The sequence below is a fragment of the Gordonia sp. DT218 genome (assembly GCF_049847105.1).
Classification (GTDB): domain Bacteria; phylum Actinomycetota; class Actinomycetes; order Mycobacteriales; family Mycobacteriaceae; genus Gordonia.
The window spans coordinates 164179-180894 of sequence record NZ_JBNCNS010000003.1 but is presented as its reverse complement, the minus strand read 5'-3'; the positions used below and the strand labels follow the sequence as shown (position 1 = coordinate 180894).

13 protein-coding genes and 1 tRNA gene are annotated in these 16716 nt (G+C 64.1%); 5 read left to right on the top strand and 9 right to left on the bottom strand.

Annotated features, from left to right (window positions below):
- Positions 1–35 precede the first annotated feature (35 nt).
- A complete protein-coding gene (locus tag ACPXCG_RS12315; RefSeq protein ID WP_425792261.1) occupies positions 36–806 on the top strand; it encodes a MerR family transcriptional regulator in 771 nt (256 codons plus the stop codon).
- A 1-nt stretch (position 807) separates the two neighbouring features.
- On the opposite strand, the gene ACPXCG_RS12310 is transcribed toward ACPXCG_RS12315, so the two are convergent.
- The 3 genes from ACPXCG_RS12310 to dcd form a co-directional block, all read right to left on the bottom strand.
- On the bottom strand, positions 808–2130 hold the full coding sequence (locus ACPXCG_RS12310; RefSeq protein WP_425792260.1) for a hypothetical protein: 1323 nt from the start codon (positions 2128–2130) through the stop codon (positions 808–810).
- 64 nt (positions 2131–2194) lie between these two features.
- Positions 2195–3616 carry a UDP-glucose dehydrogenase family protein gene (locus ACPXCG_RS12305; protein ID WP_425792259.1) on the bottom strand — a complete coding sequence of 474 codons (1422 nt, stop codon included), beginning with the start codon at positions 3614–3616 and terminating at the stop codon, positions 2195–2197.
- Between the two features lie 126 nt (positions 3617–3742).
- Positions 3743–4312 (bottom strand): dCTP deaminase, encoded by a 570-nt coding sequence (gene dcd / locus ACPXCG_RS12300; RefSeq protein WP_267630612.1) that lies wholly within the window; start codon positions 4310–4312, stop codon positions 3743–3745.
- A gap of 196 nt (positions 4313–4508) precedes the next feature.
- Between dcd and ACPXCG_RS12295 the strand changes: the two genes are divergently transcribed.
- Entirely contained in the window at positions 4509–5939 is a 1431-nt protein-coding gene (locus tag ACPXCG_RS12295; protein WP_425792258.1) for a hypothetical protein, read from the top strand.
- Positions 5940–5962: 23 nt separating this feature from the next.
- Here the strand turns inward: ACPXCG_RS12295 and ACPXCG_RS12290 are convergent, their stop codons facing one another.
- On the bottom strand, positions 5963–7015 hold the full coding sequence (locus ACPXCG_RS12290) for a hypothetical protein (protein WP_425792257.1): 1053 nt from the start codon (positions 7013–7015) through the stop codon (positions 5963–5965).
- Between the two features lie 193 nt (positions 7016–7208).
- On the opposite strand from ACPXCG_RS12290, the gene ACPXCG_RS12285 reads away from it, so the two are divergent.
- From ACPXCG_RS12285 to ACPXCG_RS12275, 3 genes are all read left to right on the top strand, one after another.
- Positions 7209–7279: transfer RNA gene (locus ACPXCG_RS12285), tRNA-Gly, on the top strand.
- Between the two features lie 155 nt (positions 7280–7434).
- Positions 7435–8325 carry an FRG domain-containing protein gene (locus tag ACPXCG_RS12280; protein WP_425792256.1) on the top strand — a complete coding sequence of 297 codons (891 nt, stop codon included), beginning with the start codon at positions 7435–7437 and terminating at the stop codon, positions 8323–8325.
- On the top strand, positions 8322–9449 hold the full coding sequence (locus tag ACPXCG_RS12275) for a DUF262 domain-containing protein (protein WP_425792255.1): 1128 nt from the start codon (positions 8322–8324) through the stop codon (positions 9447–9449). Before ACPXCG_RS12280 ends, ACPXCG_RS12275 begins: the two co-directional genes overlap by 4 nt.
- On the opposite strand, the gene ACPXCG_RS12270 is transcribed toward ACPXCG_RS12275, so the two are convergent.
- From ACPXCG_RS12270 to ACPXCG_RS12250, 5 genes are all read right to left on the bottom strand, one after another.
- Complete coding sequence (locus ACPXCG_RS12270) at positions 9446–10825, bottom strand: tyrosine-type recombinase/integrase (protein ID WP_425792254.1); 1380 nt, start codon at positions 10823–10825, stop codon at positions 9446–9448. The genes ACPXCG_RS12275 and ACPXCG_RS12270 overlap by 4 nt on opposite strands.
- Before the next feature lies 1 nt (position 10826).
- A complete protein-coding gene (locus ACPXCG_RS12265) occupies positions 10827–11630 on the bottom strand; it encodes a recombinase family protein (protein ID WP_425792253.1) in 804 nt (267 codons plus the stop codon).
- Between the two features lie 619 nt (positions 11631–12249).
- Positions 12250–14697 carry an AAA family ATPase gene (locus ACPXCG_RS12260; RefSeq protein WP_425792252.1) on the bottom strand — a complete coding sequence of 816 codons (2448 nt, stop codon included), beginning with the start codon at positions 14695–14697 and terminating at the stop codon, positions 12250–12252.
- A 130-nt stretch (positions 14698–14827) separates the two neighbouring features.
- A complete protein-coding gene (locus ACPXCG_RS12255; protein WP_425792251.1) occupies positions 14828–15736 on the bottom strand; it encodes a hypothetical protein in 909 nt (302 codons plus the stop codon).
- The gene (locus tag ACPXCG_RS12250) at positions 15733–16002 is read right to left on the bottom strand and encodes a hypothetical protein (protein WP_425792250.1); all 270 of its coding nucleotides are present in this window, start codon (positions 16000–16002) and stop codon (positions 15733–15735) included. The genes ACPXCG_RS12255 and ACPXCG_RS12250 overlap by 4 nt, the downstream gene beginning before the upstream one ends.
- Between the last annotated feature and the right edge of the window lie 714 nt (positions 16003–16716).

The following is a 16716-nucleotide window of genomic DNA, read 5'->3' as shown; positions in this document are numbered from 1 at the left end:
GCCAAGCGGCCGACCCGATCTGGGACAATGTCGCGGTGACCGAATACCGGATCGACGATCTGGCACGGGCCGCGGGCACCACCACCCGCAACGTCCGTGGCTACCAGGACCGCGGTTTGCTCCCGCGCCCGCTGCGGCGTGGACGCATCGCCATCTACACCGATGCGCACCTCGCGCGGCTGCGGGTGATCAACGATCTGCTCAAACGCGGTTTCACCATCCGCCACATCGGTGACTTCCTCTCCGGGATCCAGCGCGGCGACAACCTCGCCGAGGTGCTGGGCCTCGAGGAAGTGGTGTCCGAGCCGTGGTCGACCGCGACGTCGACCACGATGGCGGCCGACGACCTCAAGGACCTGCTCAACTCCGGAAACCCCGCGCATTTCGCGCGTCTCGCAGAATTCGGCCTGATTGCCCCGAAGGGCGACGAGGCGCACCCAGAGCAGTACACGATTCTCGATCAGGAAACCGTCTCCGCGTACGGCCGCCTGGTGAAACTCGGGTTGCCCCTCAGCGGCATCCTCGACGTCCACGGCCGGCTCGACCAGGAGATGGCAGCGGTCGCAAAGGTGGTGATCTCCGCAGGACGTCGCGCCATCACCGAAGGTCACGAGGACGGCTGGTTGCCCCGTACGCCTGCCGAATCCGAGTGGGCGAAAGAACTTCTCGGTGAGATGCGGCGGGCCGGATCGGTCTCGGCGCACAACGCCCTCGACCGCGCCCTCGATCGAGACCTGGCGCGCCAGCTCAACGATTATCTCGGCCGGGCGCGCCACACGAATGCGGAGAACCCCTCGGTCGACTGACCTATCCCGGCAAGACGATCGGCGGCAGTCCGGGGATCGGATTGGGGAAGACGCGCTGCCGTGGGAGGGGGGGCGGCGCCGGTGCGGGTGCCGGCGCCGGCGCAGGCGCCTGTTGCCGCGGTCGCGGTCGTGGCGGTCGCGGCACGGCCCTCCGCGACTCGCCGGTGCGCTGCCTGCCGGTCGTCGTCTCGTCGGATGACGATCCCTCGCTGGTCGTCTCCGGAGGTGGCGGGGGTGGCGGTACGTAGTTGACCGCCGGTACCCGCGCTTCCGTGAGGTCCGCCGGGTCGGCATAGGTCGAGTCGTTCTGCGACGTGGCCGTCGCGTCGTCGCCCATGGCAGACGGCTTATCGGAGTCCCCGCCACCGGTCACCGCCACCGCGGTCGCGGTACCGATCGCGATGATCGCGCAGATGGTGGCGATGCCGATGAGAGCACGCCTACCCGTCAGTCGCTGCCGCCACACCATCGCGCGGGTCGCCGGTCGCAGTTTCCCGGCGTCCGGCTCGGCCTCCCAGCCGCTCGGTTCGGCGACGGGACGAGGCGCGGGCAGCTGCGGCGGCTGCGACTGTTCCGGGTCCGGTTCCGGTGTGCTCGGTGGAACCGGCTCGGACACAACCAGTTCCGAGGCCAAGGGCGGCGACGCGGGCGGCCGGGTCCCGAGTGGCACCCCGTCGTCGTGGCGCCTTTCGGAGAGATCGGCCTCGGGAGTTCCTGGCGATTTCAACGCGATCACCGGCACCGGCGCCCGCCGTCCGAGCATCGCGGCGAGGCCGGGCCAGGACTCATGGCCGCCGGCGAGCACCAGAGAGGTGATGCGGCCGGGGGCATCTGCGGCCGCCTCTTCGCACAGCACACTCACCGCGTCCGCCTGGTCCGCGGTCGCCTCGTCGAAATCGCGTTGCGCGACGCGGAAGTACTCCACGTGGTCGCGCCCGACGATGAAGGTGCCGTCCGTCGTGGCGAGACGAGTTCGTCCTCGACACGCGAGGTCGAGCAGTTCGACAGACCACTCGTCGGTGGTCGGCTGTGCCACCCGCCCGATCCGGACCAGATGTGTCGCCAAGAGATGATCGAGCGCCGTCGGCCGGATCGCGGGGGCCATCAACGCACTCACCGACGCATCGAGGCGCGGGTCCACCGTGGTGACCCTCAGGCCTTCGTCGGTGACATCGACCAGCAGGAACGGAAGGTCGGCGGGAATGCCCCGGGCCAGTTGTCGAGCGGCCACGTCGCCGAGGAGTTCATGGCTGACCGGGTGCGCGTGGACGTCGGTCGTGGTGGCCAGTGCCCCACGACCAATGGTCGTCGCCTCGTCTGTCATCCGATCTGATGTCCTGCGTCGATGAACCCATCTGATATCCGGAATTCACGACAGTAACATGCAACTAGGGAGAATGCGGCGAAACGTTAGCTGCGACCTGCGGCAACGCCTGCCCGGCCACGCCCGGATGGGCCGTTCTCGGCGCGGTGACGGAACGCATCGGGCCACCGATCGCGTGAAACCGCCATCCCGCCGACCGCCACGCGCCGGCGTCGAGGCAGCGCCGCCCGTCGACGATGACGCGCGATCGCACGACGCCGGACAGCTCCTCGGGACCCATGTGGACGAACTCGGCCCACTCGGTGGCCACCACCACCGCATCCGCCTCCTCACAGGCCTCCACGGCGCTCGCCGCATAGGACAGCATCGGGTACATCCGCCGGGAGGTCGCGGTGGCCTTCGGGTCGAACACACTCACCGACGCCCCGCGCAATGCCAGCTGTCCTGCGACGTTGAGGGCAGGCGAATCCCGGACATCGTCGCTCTCCGGTTTGAAGGCCGCACCCAGCACGGCGACATTCGCGCCGAGGACGTCGCCGCCGACGGCGTCGGCGACCAGCTCGACCATCGCCGTCCGACGGCGGTTGTTGATCGCGTCGACCTCCCGCAGGAAGCGCAGCGCGTCCCCGGCACCGACCTCGTCGGCGCGTGCCATGAACCCACGGATGTCCTTGGGCAGGCATCCGCCACCGAAACCGAGTCCCGCGTTGAGGAGTCGGCGACCGATCCGCCCGTCGTAGCCGATCGCATCGGCGAGCGTCGACACATCCGCACCGACCACCTCGCAGATCTCGCTGATGGCATTGATGAACGAGATCTTGGTGGCCAGAAAAGCATTGGCCGACACCTTCACCAGTTCCGCCGTCGCCCAATCGGTCCGGATGAAGGGCACACCGGTCTCCAGGATCTCCCGGTAGATCTCGGCGGTCACCTGCTCGGCGTTGCCGGTGGCGGCGTCGTCGGGATCGGTCCCCAGCACGATGCGGTCGGGCTCGAGGGTGTCCTCGACCGCGAATCCCTCCCGGAGGAACTCCGGACTCCACGCCAGTTCGATCTGTGAGCCCGGCGCGGTGAGTACCGACATCCGTTGTGCAAGCGCGGCCGCCGTTCCGACCGGGACCGTGGACTTTCCGATGATCAGGTGTTCACCCCGCAGCAGGGGTGCCAGGGCGTCGACCGCCGACTCCACGTGCGAGAGGTCGACGCCGTAACCGCGACGCTGCTGAGGTGTCCCCACCCCGAGGAAATGCACAGACGCAAACGATGCCGCGTCGCGGTGATCGGCGGTGAAGCGCAGCCGGCCCACATCGAGATTGCGGCGCAACACGTCACCGAGCCCGGGCTCGAAGAACGGCACATCTCCCGCCTGCAATCGCGCGACCTTGTCCGCGTCGACATCCACGCCGAGCACGTCGTGCCCGAGTTCTGCCATGCACGCCGCATGAGTGGCCCCGAGGTACCCGCAACCGATGACTGTCAGCTTCATGCCTTCAGTGAGTACGCGCGGTTTCCTGCGACGACGCATCCATGACATGACCCGTCCCGATCGGGCTGGTGAACACCGAACGGCCAAGGTGAACTGCACGCCAACGCGGCCCGCGTGGGAGCAGTGCTACGGCTTGGTGAAGTTCAGATACGCCTTCGACGGGGTCGGTCCGCGCTGGCCCTGGTACTTCGATCCGACGCTCGCGCTCCCGTACGGATGCTCCGCCGGGCTCGACAGCCGGATCAGGCACAACTGTCCGATCTTCATCCCCGGCCACAGGGTGATCGGCAGGTTCGCGACGTTCGACAGCTCGAGAGTGATGTGCCCGGAGAAACCCGGATCGATGAAGCCCGCCGTCGAATGGGTGAGCAGGCCGAGCCTACCCAGCGACGACTTGCCCTCCAGCCGCCCGGCCAGGTCGTCGGGCAGCGAGCACACCTCGAGGGTCGAGCCGAGCACGAACTCCCCCGGATGCAGGACAAACGGTTCGCCCTCGGGCGGTTCGACGAGGCTGGTCAGCTCGTCCTGGCGTTCTGCGGGGTCGATGTGTGTGTAGCGCGTGTTGTTGAAGACGCGGAACAGACGGTCGAGGCGCACGTCGACACTCGACGGCTGCACGAGTGTCGGATCGAACGGTTCGAGCGCCAACCGCCCACCGGCGATCTCGGAGCGGATGTCGCGATCGGAGAGCAGCACACGTGTGAGGTTAACCGACCGGCCCGGATGAACGCCGAATGGACGGTCGCCGTCGAACCAGATGCAACATGGGCCGAACCATGGTCAAAACGCTCAGGAATCTCTTAGAGTGTGCCCGGGGCCGTGATTCTCGTGTGATCGCTGTGTGACTGCGACGAGATCCGGCGGGTCGGAACGAGCCGGGGGTGCGTGGGGTATGTGGGGTCAGAGGCTGTCGGTGTCGATGATCGCGGTGGCGATCGTGACGTGCGTGACGCTGTCGTTCGGCGGGGAGAACGGCCTCGGCGCGGTGGCATCGGCGGCACCGATCGCACCTCACTCGGACTCGCGCAGCGCGTCGAGAAGTGCCGAACCGAAGGAATGCGTCGGATCTCGGTTCGCCACCTTCGGCGCGATCTACGACGCCGTCTTCGATTCACTGAAGCCCTATCTGCCACAAGAGATCCAGCAGAAGTCGACATCGATCAAGGCCGGCGCGCATCGTGACATGTCGCGACTGCGGATCTCCTCGCTGGCGGTGTCGAATCACCCGTACGACCTGGGGGCCGACGACAAGGACCCCATCATGAAGTACCGGGATCCGATCTCGCAGTGGGTGGTCACGCAGTTGGTCGCCGTTCGCGACGGCCGGGCCGGGGAGGCCATCCCGGTCGAGAACCTCACGCTGGCGCAGGCCGTCGAGAGCGTCTGGCTCTACCTCTATGTGACGGTCATGGTCCCGCTCACCGTGCTGCGACGCACCCTGCCGAGCATCGGTCCACTGGCAGGCCCGATCAGCATCGGCACGCTCATCACCCTGCCGATCCTTCTCGGCGTGTTCGCCGCCACCCAGCTCTACAAGTCGATCAGCGAGAAACTGGTCGACTCGTGCGTCGTTTCCGTCACGCGATCGCAGAAGGCGAATGCCGGGAAGTCGGTCAAAGACCTCCGCTTCGCCTACGCGGTGCCCGGGATGGTCCGGGACATCGCCGGACAGGTCGCGGTGGCCGACGCGGACACGTGTAAGCCGATCGGCGATCTGCCGCTGACCCGGATCGTGACGCGCACCTCGGACTATCTGCAGGCGATCACCGCGAACCCCGCCACCGATCGACAGATCGCCGGGATGACGACGCGACTGCAGGATTACCTGCGCACCACACGGGTTCACCAGAATCTGATCCCTGCCGACCCTGCCGACTTCAACACGCCGGAGTACATCCTCTCGCAGGTCGGCGTGCTGATCCCCTACGTCGGCGGCGCCCCGCTCGACGCGATCATCGGACTCAGTCACAACCGCAACAACAAGCAGGATTTTGCGGCGACCGTACCGATGTCGGATCTCACGGTGACCAAGTCGCTCACCGCGGCCTATTACGCCTACGCGCTGGCTGCGCACATGGTGGAGCTGGCCTGGCAGGAGGGCGGCACCGACCCGACGGCCGCGCTGGCCAACGATCTGTTCCCCGGTCTCGGGATCACCACCGACATGCTGCCCAAGTCGACCGGCATCGTCGGGGCGCCGAACCTGTACGGACTCGTCGTGTACCACAACGTACTTCGGTCGATGTGCCTCGCGGAGGACAAGCGTCCCGCGCCGGCTCCGACGTCGAGCAAGCGCGTCCCGGTGTCCGCGGCGCGGTGGTGACAGCCCTACCGCGCTCTCGACACTCAGCCGGGTAACCGCGGCAGAACGATCGGCGGCAGCCCCGGAATCGGATTCGGGATGACCAGCCTGGGTGGTGCGGATCGTGGCCGATTCGGCTGACCGGGCGCCTGCGGCGTGCCGTCGGAGGAAACGTCGTCGGTGGTCGCCGGTGGCGGTGGCGTGTAATTCGTCGCGGGCTCCCGAGCGGCCGCGAACTCGGCGGGATCGGCATAGCTCGATGTCGGTGACGGTGTGCTCGAAGGGAATTCGAGGCTCGACGGGGGTCGGTGCGGTGAGTCTGCGCCGGTGACCGCGAGCGCAGTCACCGTGCCGGCGCCGATGACGGCGACGACCGCGGCCATTGTGATGGCGATGCGTTTGCCGGGGTAACGCGCGGAGGAGTCGGAGTGCTGCGGAGCGAGCGGCGGCACGGGCTCGGGAGGGGCCGGCTCGGGAGGGGCCGGCTCGGCCGCCGGCATCGGTGCGGGCATCGGGGCCGGCGCCGCGGCCGAGACGCCGGCTGGGACACCGACATCACGGATCCCGTCGACGGGCGGGACCGTGGCGACCACGGGCAGCTGCAGCGACCGCCGGAGGACCGCATCGAGGCCGGGCCAGTCATCGCGGTCGCGGCCGAGGACCACCGAGCCGGCGCGGAATTCTTGGGCCATCTCGCGCAGCACGCCGGAGACCTCGGCGGCGAACGGGGCGGTCGCCTCGTCGAGGTCTCGCCGACTGACACGGAAGAACCGCACGTCGCGCTGTCCCATGACGAACGTCCCGTCCGAGGTCGACAGGCGCTCGCGTCCACGTCCGGCGAGTTCCCGAAGTTCATTCCACCAATCGTCTGTCCCTGGCGTCGGCACACGACCGGCCCGGACCAGGTGTTCCGCGAGGGCCTGGTCGAGAGCGATGGGATGCACTGCCCACAGCACACGCTGGGCGAGGGCCGCTTCGACGGCCGGGTCGACGGCGGTGATCAGCATTCCGTCGTCAGCGATGTCGACGAGCAGAAACGACTGGTCGGTCGGTACTCCGGAAGCGAGTTGGCGGTCGGCGATCTCGGCCGAGCGCATGGAATCCACGATGGTCACGACCCCCGAGTGCGCTCACGGACATTCAGGCATCAAGCTAGCACGTCGCAACCCCACGAGGTCCGATTCGAAGCTGCCCGACCCTCACCGACGGGCTCTCGGAATGCGGGTGTCCATGCGCAGGCTCGACCACGACGTTTGCTACTCTGTCGATCGCGAGGTCAGCGCCTCGCACGCCGATGTAGTTCAATGGCAGAACATCAGCTTCCCAAGCTGAATACGCGGGTTCGATTCCCGTCATCGGCTCCGATGACAGCCCTGGTCAGAGCGATTTGGCCGGGGCTTTCGTGGTGCTCGGAGCGATTCGGGGCCGCGCAGGGGCCGCATGTCGCATCCCTACGTCGGTCTGCGACGTAGGATGACGCAACCATCTTCTCCCACAGCTAAGGAGCGCACTGAGGGTGATCGTCAAAGAGTTCGTCACTCTGGCTGAGTTAGTTCGATTAATAGTCGAACAGCGGTCTGGCAACGTGGCCGACAGCGATGGGGATGCAGTAGAAGCCGGTGAGACAGACGCCACGCCCGACGATGACACGATAGGCGTGACTCCGATCGACGTTCCGATCTGGTTTCGGGGGGCGAAGAGCGAGCACTACAAACTCACTCCCAAACTTCATCGAGGGATGGAAGATGCAGATGCCGTTCGACGCAGAGAAGCACGACTCCTGGCCCGGTTCTCGGAGCGCAGTGTGCCCTTTTGGACTCCAGGGTATCCACGAGACGATTGGGCTCTACTTTTCTCGATGCAGCACTACGGCGCTCCGACAAGACTGCTTGACTGGACCGAGAGCCTCCTCGTGGCCGCGTACTTCGCGTCGCTTCCATACATCTCATCAGAAGAGCGCGATTTGGGGGGTGACGGCAGGCCCGCGATATGGACGCTCGATCCAGTTCGCTGGAACAGCTTAGTCCTAGAGCACATCGACGCTGACCTCGGAATTCTTACTACATCGGATCCAGAGATTAAGAACTGGGAACCGCGATCTACCGCAGAGGACCTTACTAGCGCTCGCAGACACAAGCAGCCTATCGCGATCTATGGGGTACATAATAGTCCCCGTATTGTCGCCCAGCGGGGGACTTTCACAATCGCTGGGTCCCGCACGGACGGCCTTGAACAGATAGCAGATGAGAAGCATGCTGACGAGAATCTGCTTGTGAAATACGTCTACTCAGGTGATCGTAATCATCTTGTGAGTCATCTCAGGGCTGTAGGGGTGCAGAAATCAATGGTCTTCCCCGATCTAGAAAGCCTGTCCGAGGAGATCTCCATTATGGAAGGTTGGCGATGACCGAACAAGATCCACTCGGAAACACACTTGAAGAACAAATAGAATTAAGACGACGTGAAATTTTCACGCAAACTTTGTCTATGTCCGTTGGCGAATTGACAGCCATGTACGCAGACGGTGATTTGATCATTCAGCCCGAATTTCAGCGATTATTTCGATGGGACAATGAGCAGAAATCCAAGCTGGTCGAGAGCATACTGCTAGGCATTCCCATACCGACCGTCTTTGTCTCCACGACTTCAGATGGCCGGTGGGAGGTAATCGACGGCCTCCAGCGCATAAGCACGCTACTTCAACTCCAAGGTGTACTTCGCTCGGTGAGCGGCCTATCGGTGGAGCCTCTTATCCTCGACGCGACTCGCTACCTCCCCGCATTGGAGGGAAAGGTGTGGGACGCACCGCCGTCGCTGGGGATAGGGCTGGGATCAATCGAGAAACGTGATATTCGGCGTGCGCGCATCGACATCCAGATCATCAAGCGCGAGTCATCGACGCGTGCCAAATACGACCTCTTCCAGCGTCTGAATAGTTTTGGCTCGCCACTAACTCCGCAGGAAATTCGCGGTGCGCTCTTAGCATCCGTCAATCCAGAGTTCCTTCATTGGACTACAAGCCTAGTTAAGTACCCCGTGTTTTCGGACTGCATGCCCCTGAGTGATCGACAGATGCGGGAGCAATATGATTTTGAACTGGTGCTGCGATTCCTAGTTCTACATAGCCGCGCTAACGTAAGAGCCAGGGAACTGAGGGGCTTCTCATCCTTCCTTGACGATGAATCAATCAGTCTTGCCGAGAGTTTTCCCCGCAATCACAAAGAACTCCAGCGGACCTTTCAACTTACTTTTCAAAAGATCTTCTTCGAGATAGGCGAGGACGCTTTCCGGCGCTGGGATTCTGCGCGAGAGCGTTTCTCTGGCGCCTTTCTCAACAGCAGCTTCGAAGTAATTGCGCTTGGCCTTGGTTACCATATAGCGCAAGGTAGAATTCCAGAAATCCCAGTCAATGAAGCCGTCCGACGACTATGGGAGGATCGACTCATTCCGCAGAATTTTTCGACGGGGCGCAGCACCGAGGATCGCATCTCCACCCTGTTGCCAATCGGTCGAGCCCTGTTTTCGATCTAACCACACAGCTTCACCACATTCTCCCCTAACGGCGTCCCCATTGAACCGAGCGCGCTCATCGCGTCTGCGTGGTCGTCTTCGAACAGGTGCGCGTAGACGGTAAGCGTCGTGGTGACCTTCGAGTGCCCCATGAACCGTGCGATCTCCAGGGGCTGGATACCCGCTGCGACGCACAGGCTGGCGTAGGTATGCCGCAGGCTGTGGAACTTCAGGTCAGCTGGCAGCGTCGCCTGGCCGGCCAATCGGTTCGCCCGTAGCACCGCAGGCCGGAAGACGGCCTTGTAGAACGTCTGGTGCCGGACCGGCTCAGTCCAGTCGAGCGCCAACCGCGCCTCAGCGTCGCTCACGTCGAGCGCAGCCAAGGCGTCTGCCTGTCGGCCTGCCTTCGCTTTGGCAGCCTCGGGTTCGTCGGCGCGCTTGATGCCGGTAGGCCGCTCCACGACCAGTCGCAATGCCGGGAACAGCGGGGCGGTCGGCTCTACCCGGCGCGGATGCTCAGCAAGGCAATCGCGCAGCAGGTCCACCGTTGCAGGGGTCAGCGGCACGCGGCGACGGCTGCCCTTGGTCTTCGGCGCGACGTAGCTGACGACCCCGTCGACCGCCTGCACCGTCCGCTCCACGCGCAACGTCCCCGGCCTCGGTCGTGCGTTGGGGCTCAACGACTGCGCCGGGAGCTCAACGTCACCAACCTGCAATCCTGCCAACTCCGCAGCCCGCAACCCTGCCCATGCTGCGATGTGGACGTAGATGTTGAACGGCCAAGGCGCCGCGTTGACGAGGGCGGCAACCTGAGTCGCCGTGAGGAACTGGGCCGGTTCATCCACGACGCCTGCCGTGCCGCCAGCGGGGCCGTGCTCGGATGGCAGGCGCACGTAGTCCGCAGGGTTCGCCGTTAGCCGGCCATCCACCACCGCCTGCGCCAGCACCATCCGCACCAGGAAGTACGCGTGGCGGACGGTAGACGGCTTCTTGCCCGCCTCGGTGAGTGCCTGGACCCATTCGGATATGCGCTCGCGCTTGATCGCGTTGAGCGGGTAACCGCCGAACACCGCATCAATCCCCAACTCCCCCATGTCACCTTGCCGGTCCTCTGCTGGGGCGAGTGCGTAGGCGTATCCGCGCCGCGTCGTCGCCTTCAGGTCGTGCCGACTATCGAGCCATGCCGCTGCTGCGGCGCGGAACGTGACCTCACCCGACTTCGGATCGAATGTGGTGCCACGTCGCTGGTTGAACTCGACGGTCGTGGCGTAGGCGTCGGCCTCCTTGCGGGTACGGAAGCCGCCCTTGGTGCGGTGCTTGCCGTCGGGCGTCCGCCACTTCACCTTGTAGATCGGCTTGCCGTCTTTCGTGGACGTGAACTTGCGTACCGATGCCATCTCAGCTCACCATCTCTCGGTCTAGCAGGCGTCGAATTGTCGACGGATACCAGCGGTAACCCCCACCGGGCGTGCCGATTCCGTTCTCATCGAGCCACGCGCAAATCTTGTTCGGCCCCAGGCGTTCCTTCTGGTGCATGTAGATGATCTCTTGGACGATGAGCGGGTCGATGGTGCTTGGCCGGCCAATCCTCTTACCTTCGCGCCTCGCCCGAGCCAGGCCTTCCTTGGTGCGCTGGCTGATGCGTCGGCGTTCCTCCGCAGCGACCGCCACTCGCACGTCAGCGACGAGCCGCTGCCCTGGTTCGCCGCTGTCGGCCCCGTCGCAGTCCATCAGCCGCCACCCGTGCTTCTCTGCACGTTTGAAGAGTTGCGCTGCGTCGAGTTGGTCGCGGGTTGCACGGTCGAGCGCGCGCACCAAAAGCACGTCGGCCATGTCCGCCTCCAGGGCGTTGATCGCGATGGCACGCCCGTGGAGTTGCTCTGCCTTCCCGCCACTCATCACATCGCTTGTGACGGTGAGCAACTGGTGACCGTTCTGCTGGCACCACTGCTGTAGGTACTCCTGCTGTGCCCGCAGCCCGTAACCCTTCACGTGCTGGTTCTGGGTGGAGACCCGCACGTAACCAATCACCCTCTGCGGCACAACCGCTTTGGTCACGGTCGGTACTTGGCCGGCGTCAGCCTCGGGTGTTCGTCCAGGGGCGGCGGCTGCGGGCTGCGTGCGCTCCGCCAAGGCGCGCCGCAGTGCCTCCGCTCGGGCGGTGGATTTACCGCTCGCCCCTCTCGTCATTGCCGTGCTCATCGTGGCTCTCGCTTTCGGTCTTGGTGGGTGGTGCGGAACGCGCAAATGACCGGTTCGTACCATTTCGCACCTCAAAGGCTACGCCAGCGGCATGCCGTGCTTCGCTGGAAGATGTTCAGTGGCAGTTCATTTCATGCTCCGCGTCGCTGCCCGTTCCGCTCGGCAGGCCGTATCGACGGCGCAGAGTGTGCCTGAATGGTGGGTAGCTCCAACGCTCGCCACGTTGAACGGCTCCCCGGCCTCCGAGGAAGGGGACGCACTTTCAAGGCCGCAGAATGGCGCTGGACGTGGGCCCGATGGACGCGGTCTGCCGAGGCGTGCGGTCGGGAGGTTATCGACGACCAGACGGAAACCCTTCTGACTAAAAGGAGAGGTTGCCTTCTCCCAGCGCGGATCGGCGCAGATGCCCCGCCGCGCGATACTCCCCCCCTAGTCCTCTAGGTCTTATAGATACTTCTAGGACTTCTAGGTCCCCTGGGTCTAGCCACCACTAGCCGGTGTGACGATGGTTCTGGAATAGTTGCAAGGCAACGGTTCTGGAGTTCCGTCGGAAGCTAGGGGACCTAGGGGACTAGAAGACCTAGAGGACTAGGTACGAGAGAGGGGCGCACCGAGTCCCCTAGTCCTCGCCGGTCCGCTCTCGGTCGGTCTCGGCACTGTCTCGGTCGGTTCCGGGCGCAACCCGTCCTGACAATGACCAACGCCAATGGGTGATCTTCGTTCCGTCTCGAACCGGTGTCTTGATGACTCCAGCTCGGTCTGCGGCGCGGCTCACCGTTTTTTCGCCGCAGCCCACCTCCCTCGCCACGACCTTCCGCACGTCAGCCGCGTCCAAAGGCCCTTCGGCCAACAGCTCGCGAATCATCGCCTCGGCTTCGTCACGAACCGGAGCTGCGCTGCGCGAGTCTGGCTTTGCGCCATCTGCGCCGACGAGTTGGTCCGCGCTCTCATCCAGCAGACCGGCCCAACGGACGATTGGAGAGTCAGGATCGGTCGGGCTCGAACTGAGCTGATATCCCATCGTCCTCGGTGCGCGAGCGAGGTTTCCCTTCGTCGATGCCAGCGCATGTGTCGCATCGGTGCTTTCGCGATCGTCACCTGGGTCCAGCTTCGCTGCCAGCAGCACCGAACGCGCCAAGGCCGTATAGGCGATTGACCCACCGCCACGATGCTTCGCACTCATCCCGGTCCCCTTGTTGAGATGCCGAACCAGGACAATCGCCGCGTCGGTCTGCTCTGCGACATCCGCCAACGTCATCAACGCCTTGCGGTTCGCAGTATCACTACCGGGCTTCACGGCATCCGACATGAACGCGCTAATCGGGTCGATGACCACGAGCTTCGCATCGGCTTCCTCGATGGCATGGCGCAGCCTGTCTACGTCGTCCGGTATGAGAAATGGTACTGGCCGTCCGTTCTCATCCCGCGGCCTCGCCATGGTGGATACGCGAGCAAGGTTGGCTCCCGCCGCGTTCAGTCGTGGAACGACAGTGTCGGCGAGGTCATCTTCCACACCCACCAGGACTACGGACGCCGGTCCGGTCAGCCCTTTCTCGTTTCGGCTTTCGTCGTCCCCGACAACGACACGCGGCCAGGGGCCGCCGTTGCTCACCATCGCTGCCAGCTTCAGGGTCATCGTGGACTTTCCCACGTCAGGCTCCCCCTCGAAGATTGTCAGCTTGCCTCGCGGTATCCAGGGCCACCACAACCAATCGACTTTCCTGGGTGTGATGCCCGCGAGCGATTGCGTGTACTGGCGGCCATCCGGTTGACTCGGCAGAGCAACGCGGCGAGACTTCGCAGCCAACTTATATGCGCGGGTACCAGGCGTTTCAGGGTTCCATCGTCCGCCGTTGGCGAACGCGGCATCAGCCATCGCCCAGTCGTCCTCTGTCATCGACGCCGCTGGATGATTTGCTGCCACTTTCCGCAACGCGCCTTGCACCATGCGGTCGAACTCGTCACGCGCAGTCGTAGCCCCGCGCACCGGGCCAAGTGCCGCAGCGTACTCGTGCCCAATGTGTCTGAGCGCAGGGGCTACGCCCGATTGACGCTCAGCACCGAGCGCAACGAGCGCATAGATCGCATCACGGCAGGTGTCGTATCTGCTGGCACCATCGCCGATAGCATCCAGAGCCTTATTGACCTGCTCGACCACCTCGTGCGTCATCGCACCTTCCTTGAAGCGATCCCACAACTGGTGGCCTTCGGCCACAGTGGCCTTCGCTAACGCCTCCACGTCGCGACGGAGACCTTCCAGCCACGACACCGGAAGCTCAGGAAGCTCACTCGGAGACGGCAAGTCTCCACACTCCCTGCCCTCAGGGTCAAAAGCGCGGACTATGTTGCCCGAGTGGTGGATTGACGGCGGAGTTACGGCGTAACGGTGATGACGCTGGAGAAGTTCAACACCACCACCCTCAAGGATTCCCGGTCCTGTCCACCCGTCGGGCACTCGGTAGAACAGCTTCCGACTCCCGTCAGTCCTAGCAGTCAGGGACCAGGTCGCAGGCAGCGGCCCCCACACTGCCTCGGCCTTACTGACCGTCTCAGCACCAGGCTTGGCGTCGTAGCAATCCACATCAATCCCAAGGACGCCGAGTGGCATCCGGGTACCCAGGTTCAATCCACCTGGTCGGGTTGCATACTTTTCGGCCCACTTGCGTAGTGTCGCTGCGCTCGTGACGTCGACACCGTCATGCCCAGTAACGCCCGACACCAATAGCGCTTTGCCCTTCTTGTCATCCTCTCCGTCACCGAGCGGCAGTGGATGCCACCCCGTGTCCAGCAATCGCTTTGCGTGCTCAACGAACTCGTCCGGTGAGAGACGTGGGTACCGGGGGTCGCACGCGGGCGCGCCTGAATCCTCGGGCGTAGTCGAGCTGCCTGTCGCGCCGTTCAGCTCGGTCTCGGCGACCTCGGCGGCGCGCGTCGCGGCCTTACGTGCACGTTCGGCACGACCGGCGCGGCGCTCGGCACGGTCGCGCTTGACCGAGTTCGATTTCGTTGCTGCGGTTGGGGTTGCGTCGCTGCCCGAGGCGTCGGGCGTAGCGTCAGGTAGAATCATCGGTAGGAATCTTTCTGTTGTGCAGGGGATTTCACCAACGGGATGCCGCTCCCGGATCAACGTCACTGGTGTCCACAGAGCTACGAACTGGCCTCTGTGGACACCAGTCGACGTTTACGGAGATGGGGAGCTATCGGTATCGCTCAGCGGGGTACCCGCGCAGGGCATCCGCGCCGTCATACCGGTAGTAGTCGGGGCCTGGGCCGATCTCGTTGACGCACTTGTCGCAGGTAGTGATGCAATGCAACGCGCCGCGTGTGCTGACGAGCATGATCGCCCACGGTTTCGGTATCGGACCGTCGCCCGGCTTTGCGATTGCACCGCACCAAACGCAACCATCCGTGTGGCGCGCGATCGCGATGCGCGCTACCCGGTATGCCGTCCACCCGATTGGCACAGGAAACGCGGCCTTGGTCGGTACAAATGGTTCGCCGTCCGGAAGCCGCTCACCCTCGCGATAGTCGCCGAACTCCGGAAGCGAGTCATGGTAAATGACTACCTGGTTGGGACTCTCACAGGCCGCGGGTAGGGTGTTCTCCAGGTAGAAGCGTTCGAGCTTCTCCAGTGCCTCGCGGCGCTGCTCAGTACCTTCGCTTCGGTTGATGAACTCATCCCTCAACTCCTGAGGTCGGTACTTACCGTCCCAACCGAAGTTCGGGTCATCGTCCTGCCTGACGGGCATCGGATGGCGATCAAGCAGATCGCTATGCAACAGGTCAAGATCAAAGTTTGTGGCGTAAACAGTCGGGTCATGGGCCATTGCTCGCGACTCCGCGATCAGATCAGCGATCTTGTCCTGCACCACCTTCGGACGCCGATGCCAGGGCGTGAACCAAACTGGGTGTGTTTCGGGGCCCTGGGGCGACGGGTCCAGTAACTCACTCAGAGCACACGGCGCGTAGTGGTGCGGGGTCGAAAACACTTCCAGAATCTGGTCAACGCCGGGGTCGCCAGACCACCTGTGGGCCTTGATCTCTCCGATATGGTACCGCTCAACAAGCTCTGCTTGGCGCTCTGGCGTCCTGTCGGCGGTACTCATGCTGCGTCACCGCCCGTTCCCTCGCGACGCATACTCTCCAGCCACGAACGTACGTCGTTCTCGCTGTAAAGGTTTCGGTTGGCGACACGGTACGTTGGCAGCAAGCCATCAATGGTCTGCCAACGTACAAAACGTTCAGTGATCGCCGGAATGCCCATAGCGCGGCAGAAGTCCACCACGCCTTGCCGGTTCATTGTCGGTAGCGCTGGATCGGTGCCTACCACTTTCGAGCCGGTTTGGCCGGCGTCCTGCATCAATTCGGTCATGATTCCTCTTAGGGGTCATGCCGTCACACTGGTGCGACAGCGAATCAAGAAGTTGGAGTGCGCTAATTCGCTACGACTACAACGCTCGCCACGACTGCACGGTTACTTCGATTCGCTGACAATTGTTCGCTACGACTACACGTTGCTCACCCGAAGGCGCTGTACGCCGGTCGCCCGGTGCCGTTCTCTACTATACCGCATCCGTTCCGAGTCCGACTATCCGTAGAGCGTGAATATCATTGCAGCACAATATATGTACCCTAAGCGGGTACATTCTTCGCCCATCCCAGGGGAACTGCGGCAGCGCCGATAGATGGAGCTATTTGGTCCGCTTTCGAGGCAGCGGCGTGGTCGGCGGCTTCGACAGCAACTGGGCCTGGGACTCGACGGCCTCGGCCATGGTGTCGCTTGCGATAGTGCCGCGATACGTCCGGCCATCGAGTGTGCGCGGCGGTGTCACCGTCGGCCCGGGGTTGCCGCGCTTTGCGCCGGGTTCCTCACGGTAGGGGCCAGTAGTGTCGCGGCGACCGTTCGACCGGCCCGTCGAGTACTCAGACTCGCCTGCGCGTCGTGGTGCTCGTGCCATTGTTCAGCTCTCGTTAGATCGTTCGTGGGGGCGTATCCCCCGTGAAAGGGTTCGACCCGCCCTGGCCGGTTGCTCGGGGAGGTTGAGCAGTGGCAGCCAGGACGGGCCGAGGCTCGGGGCGCTTGCGT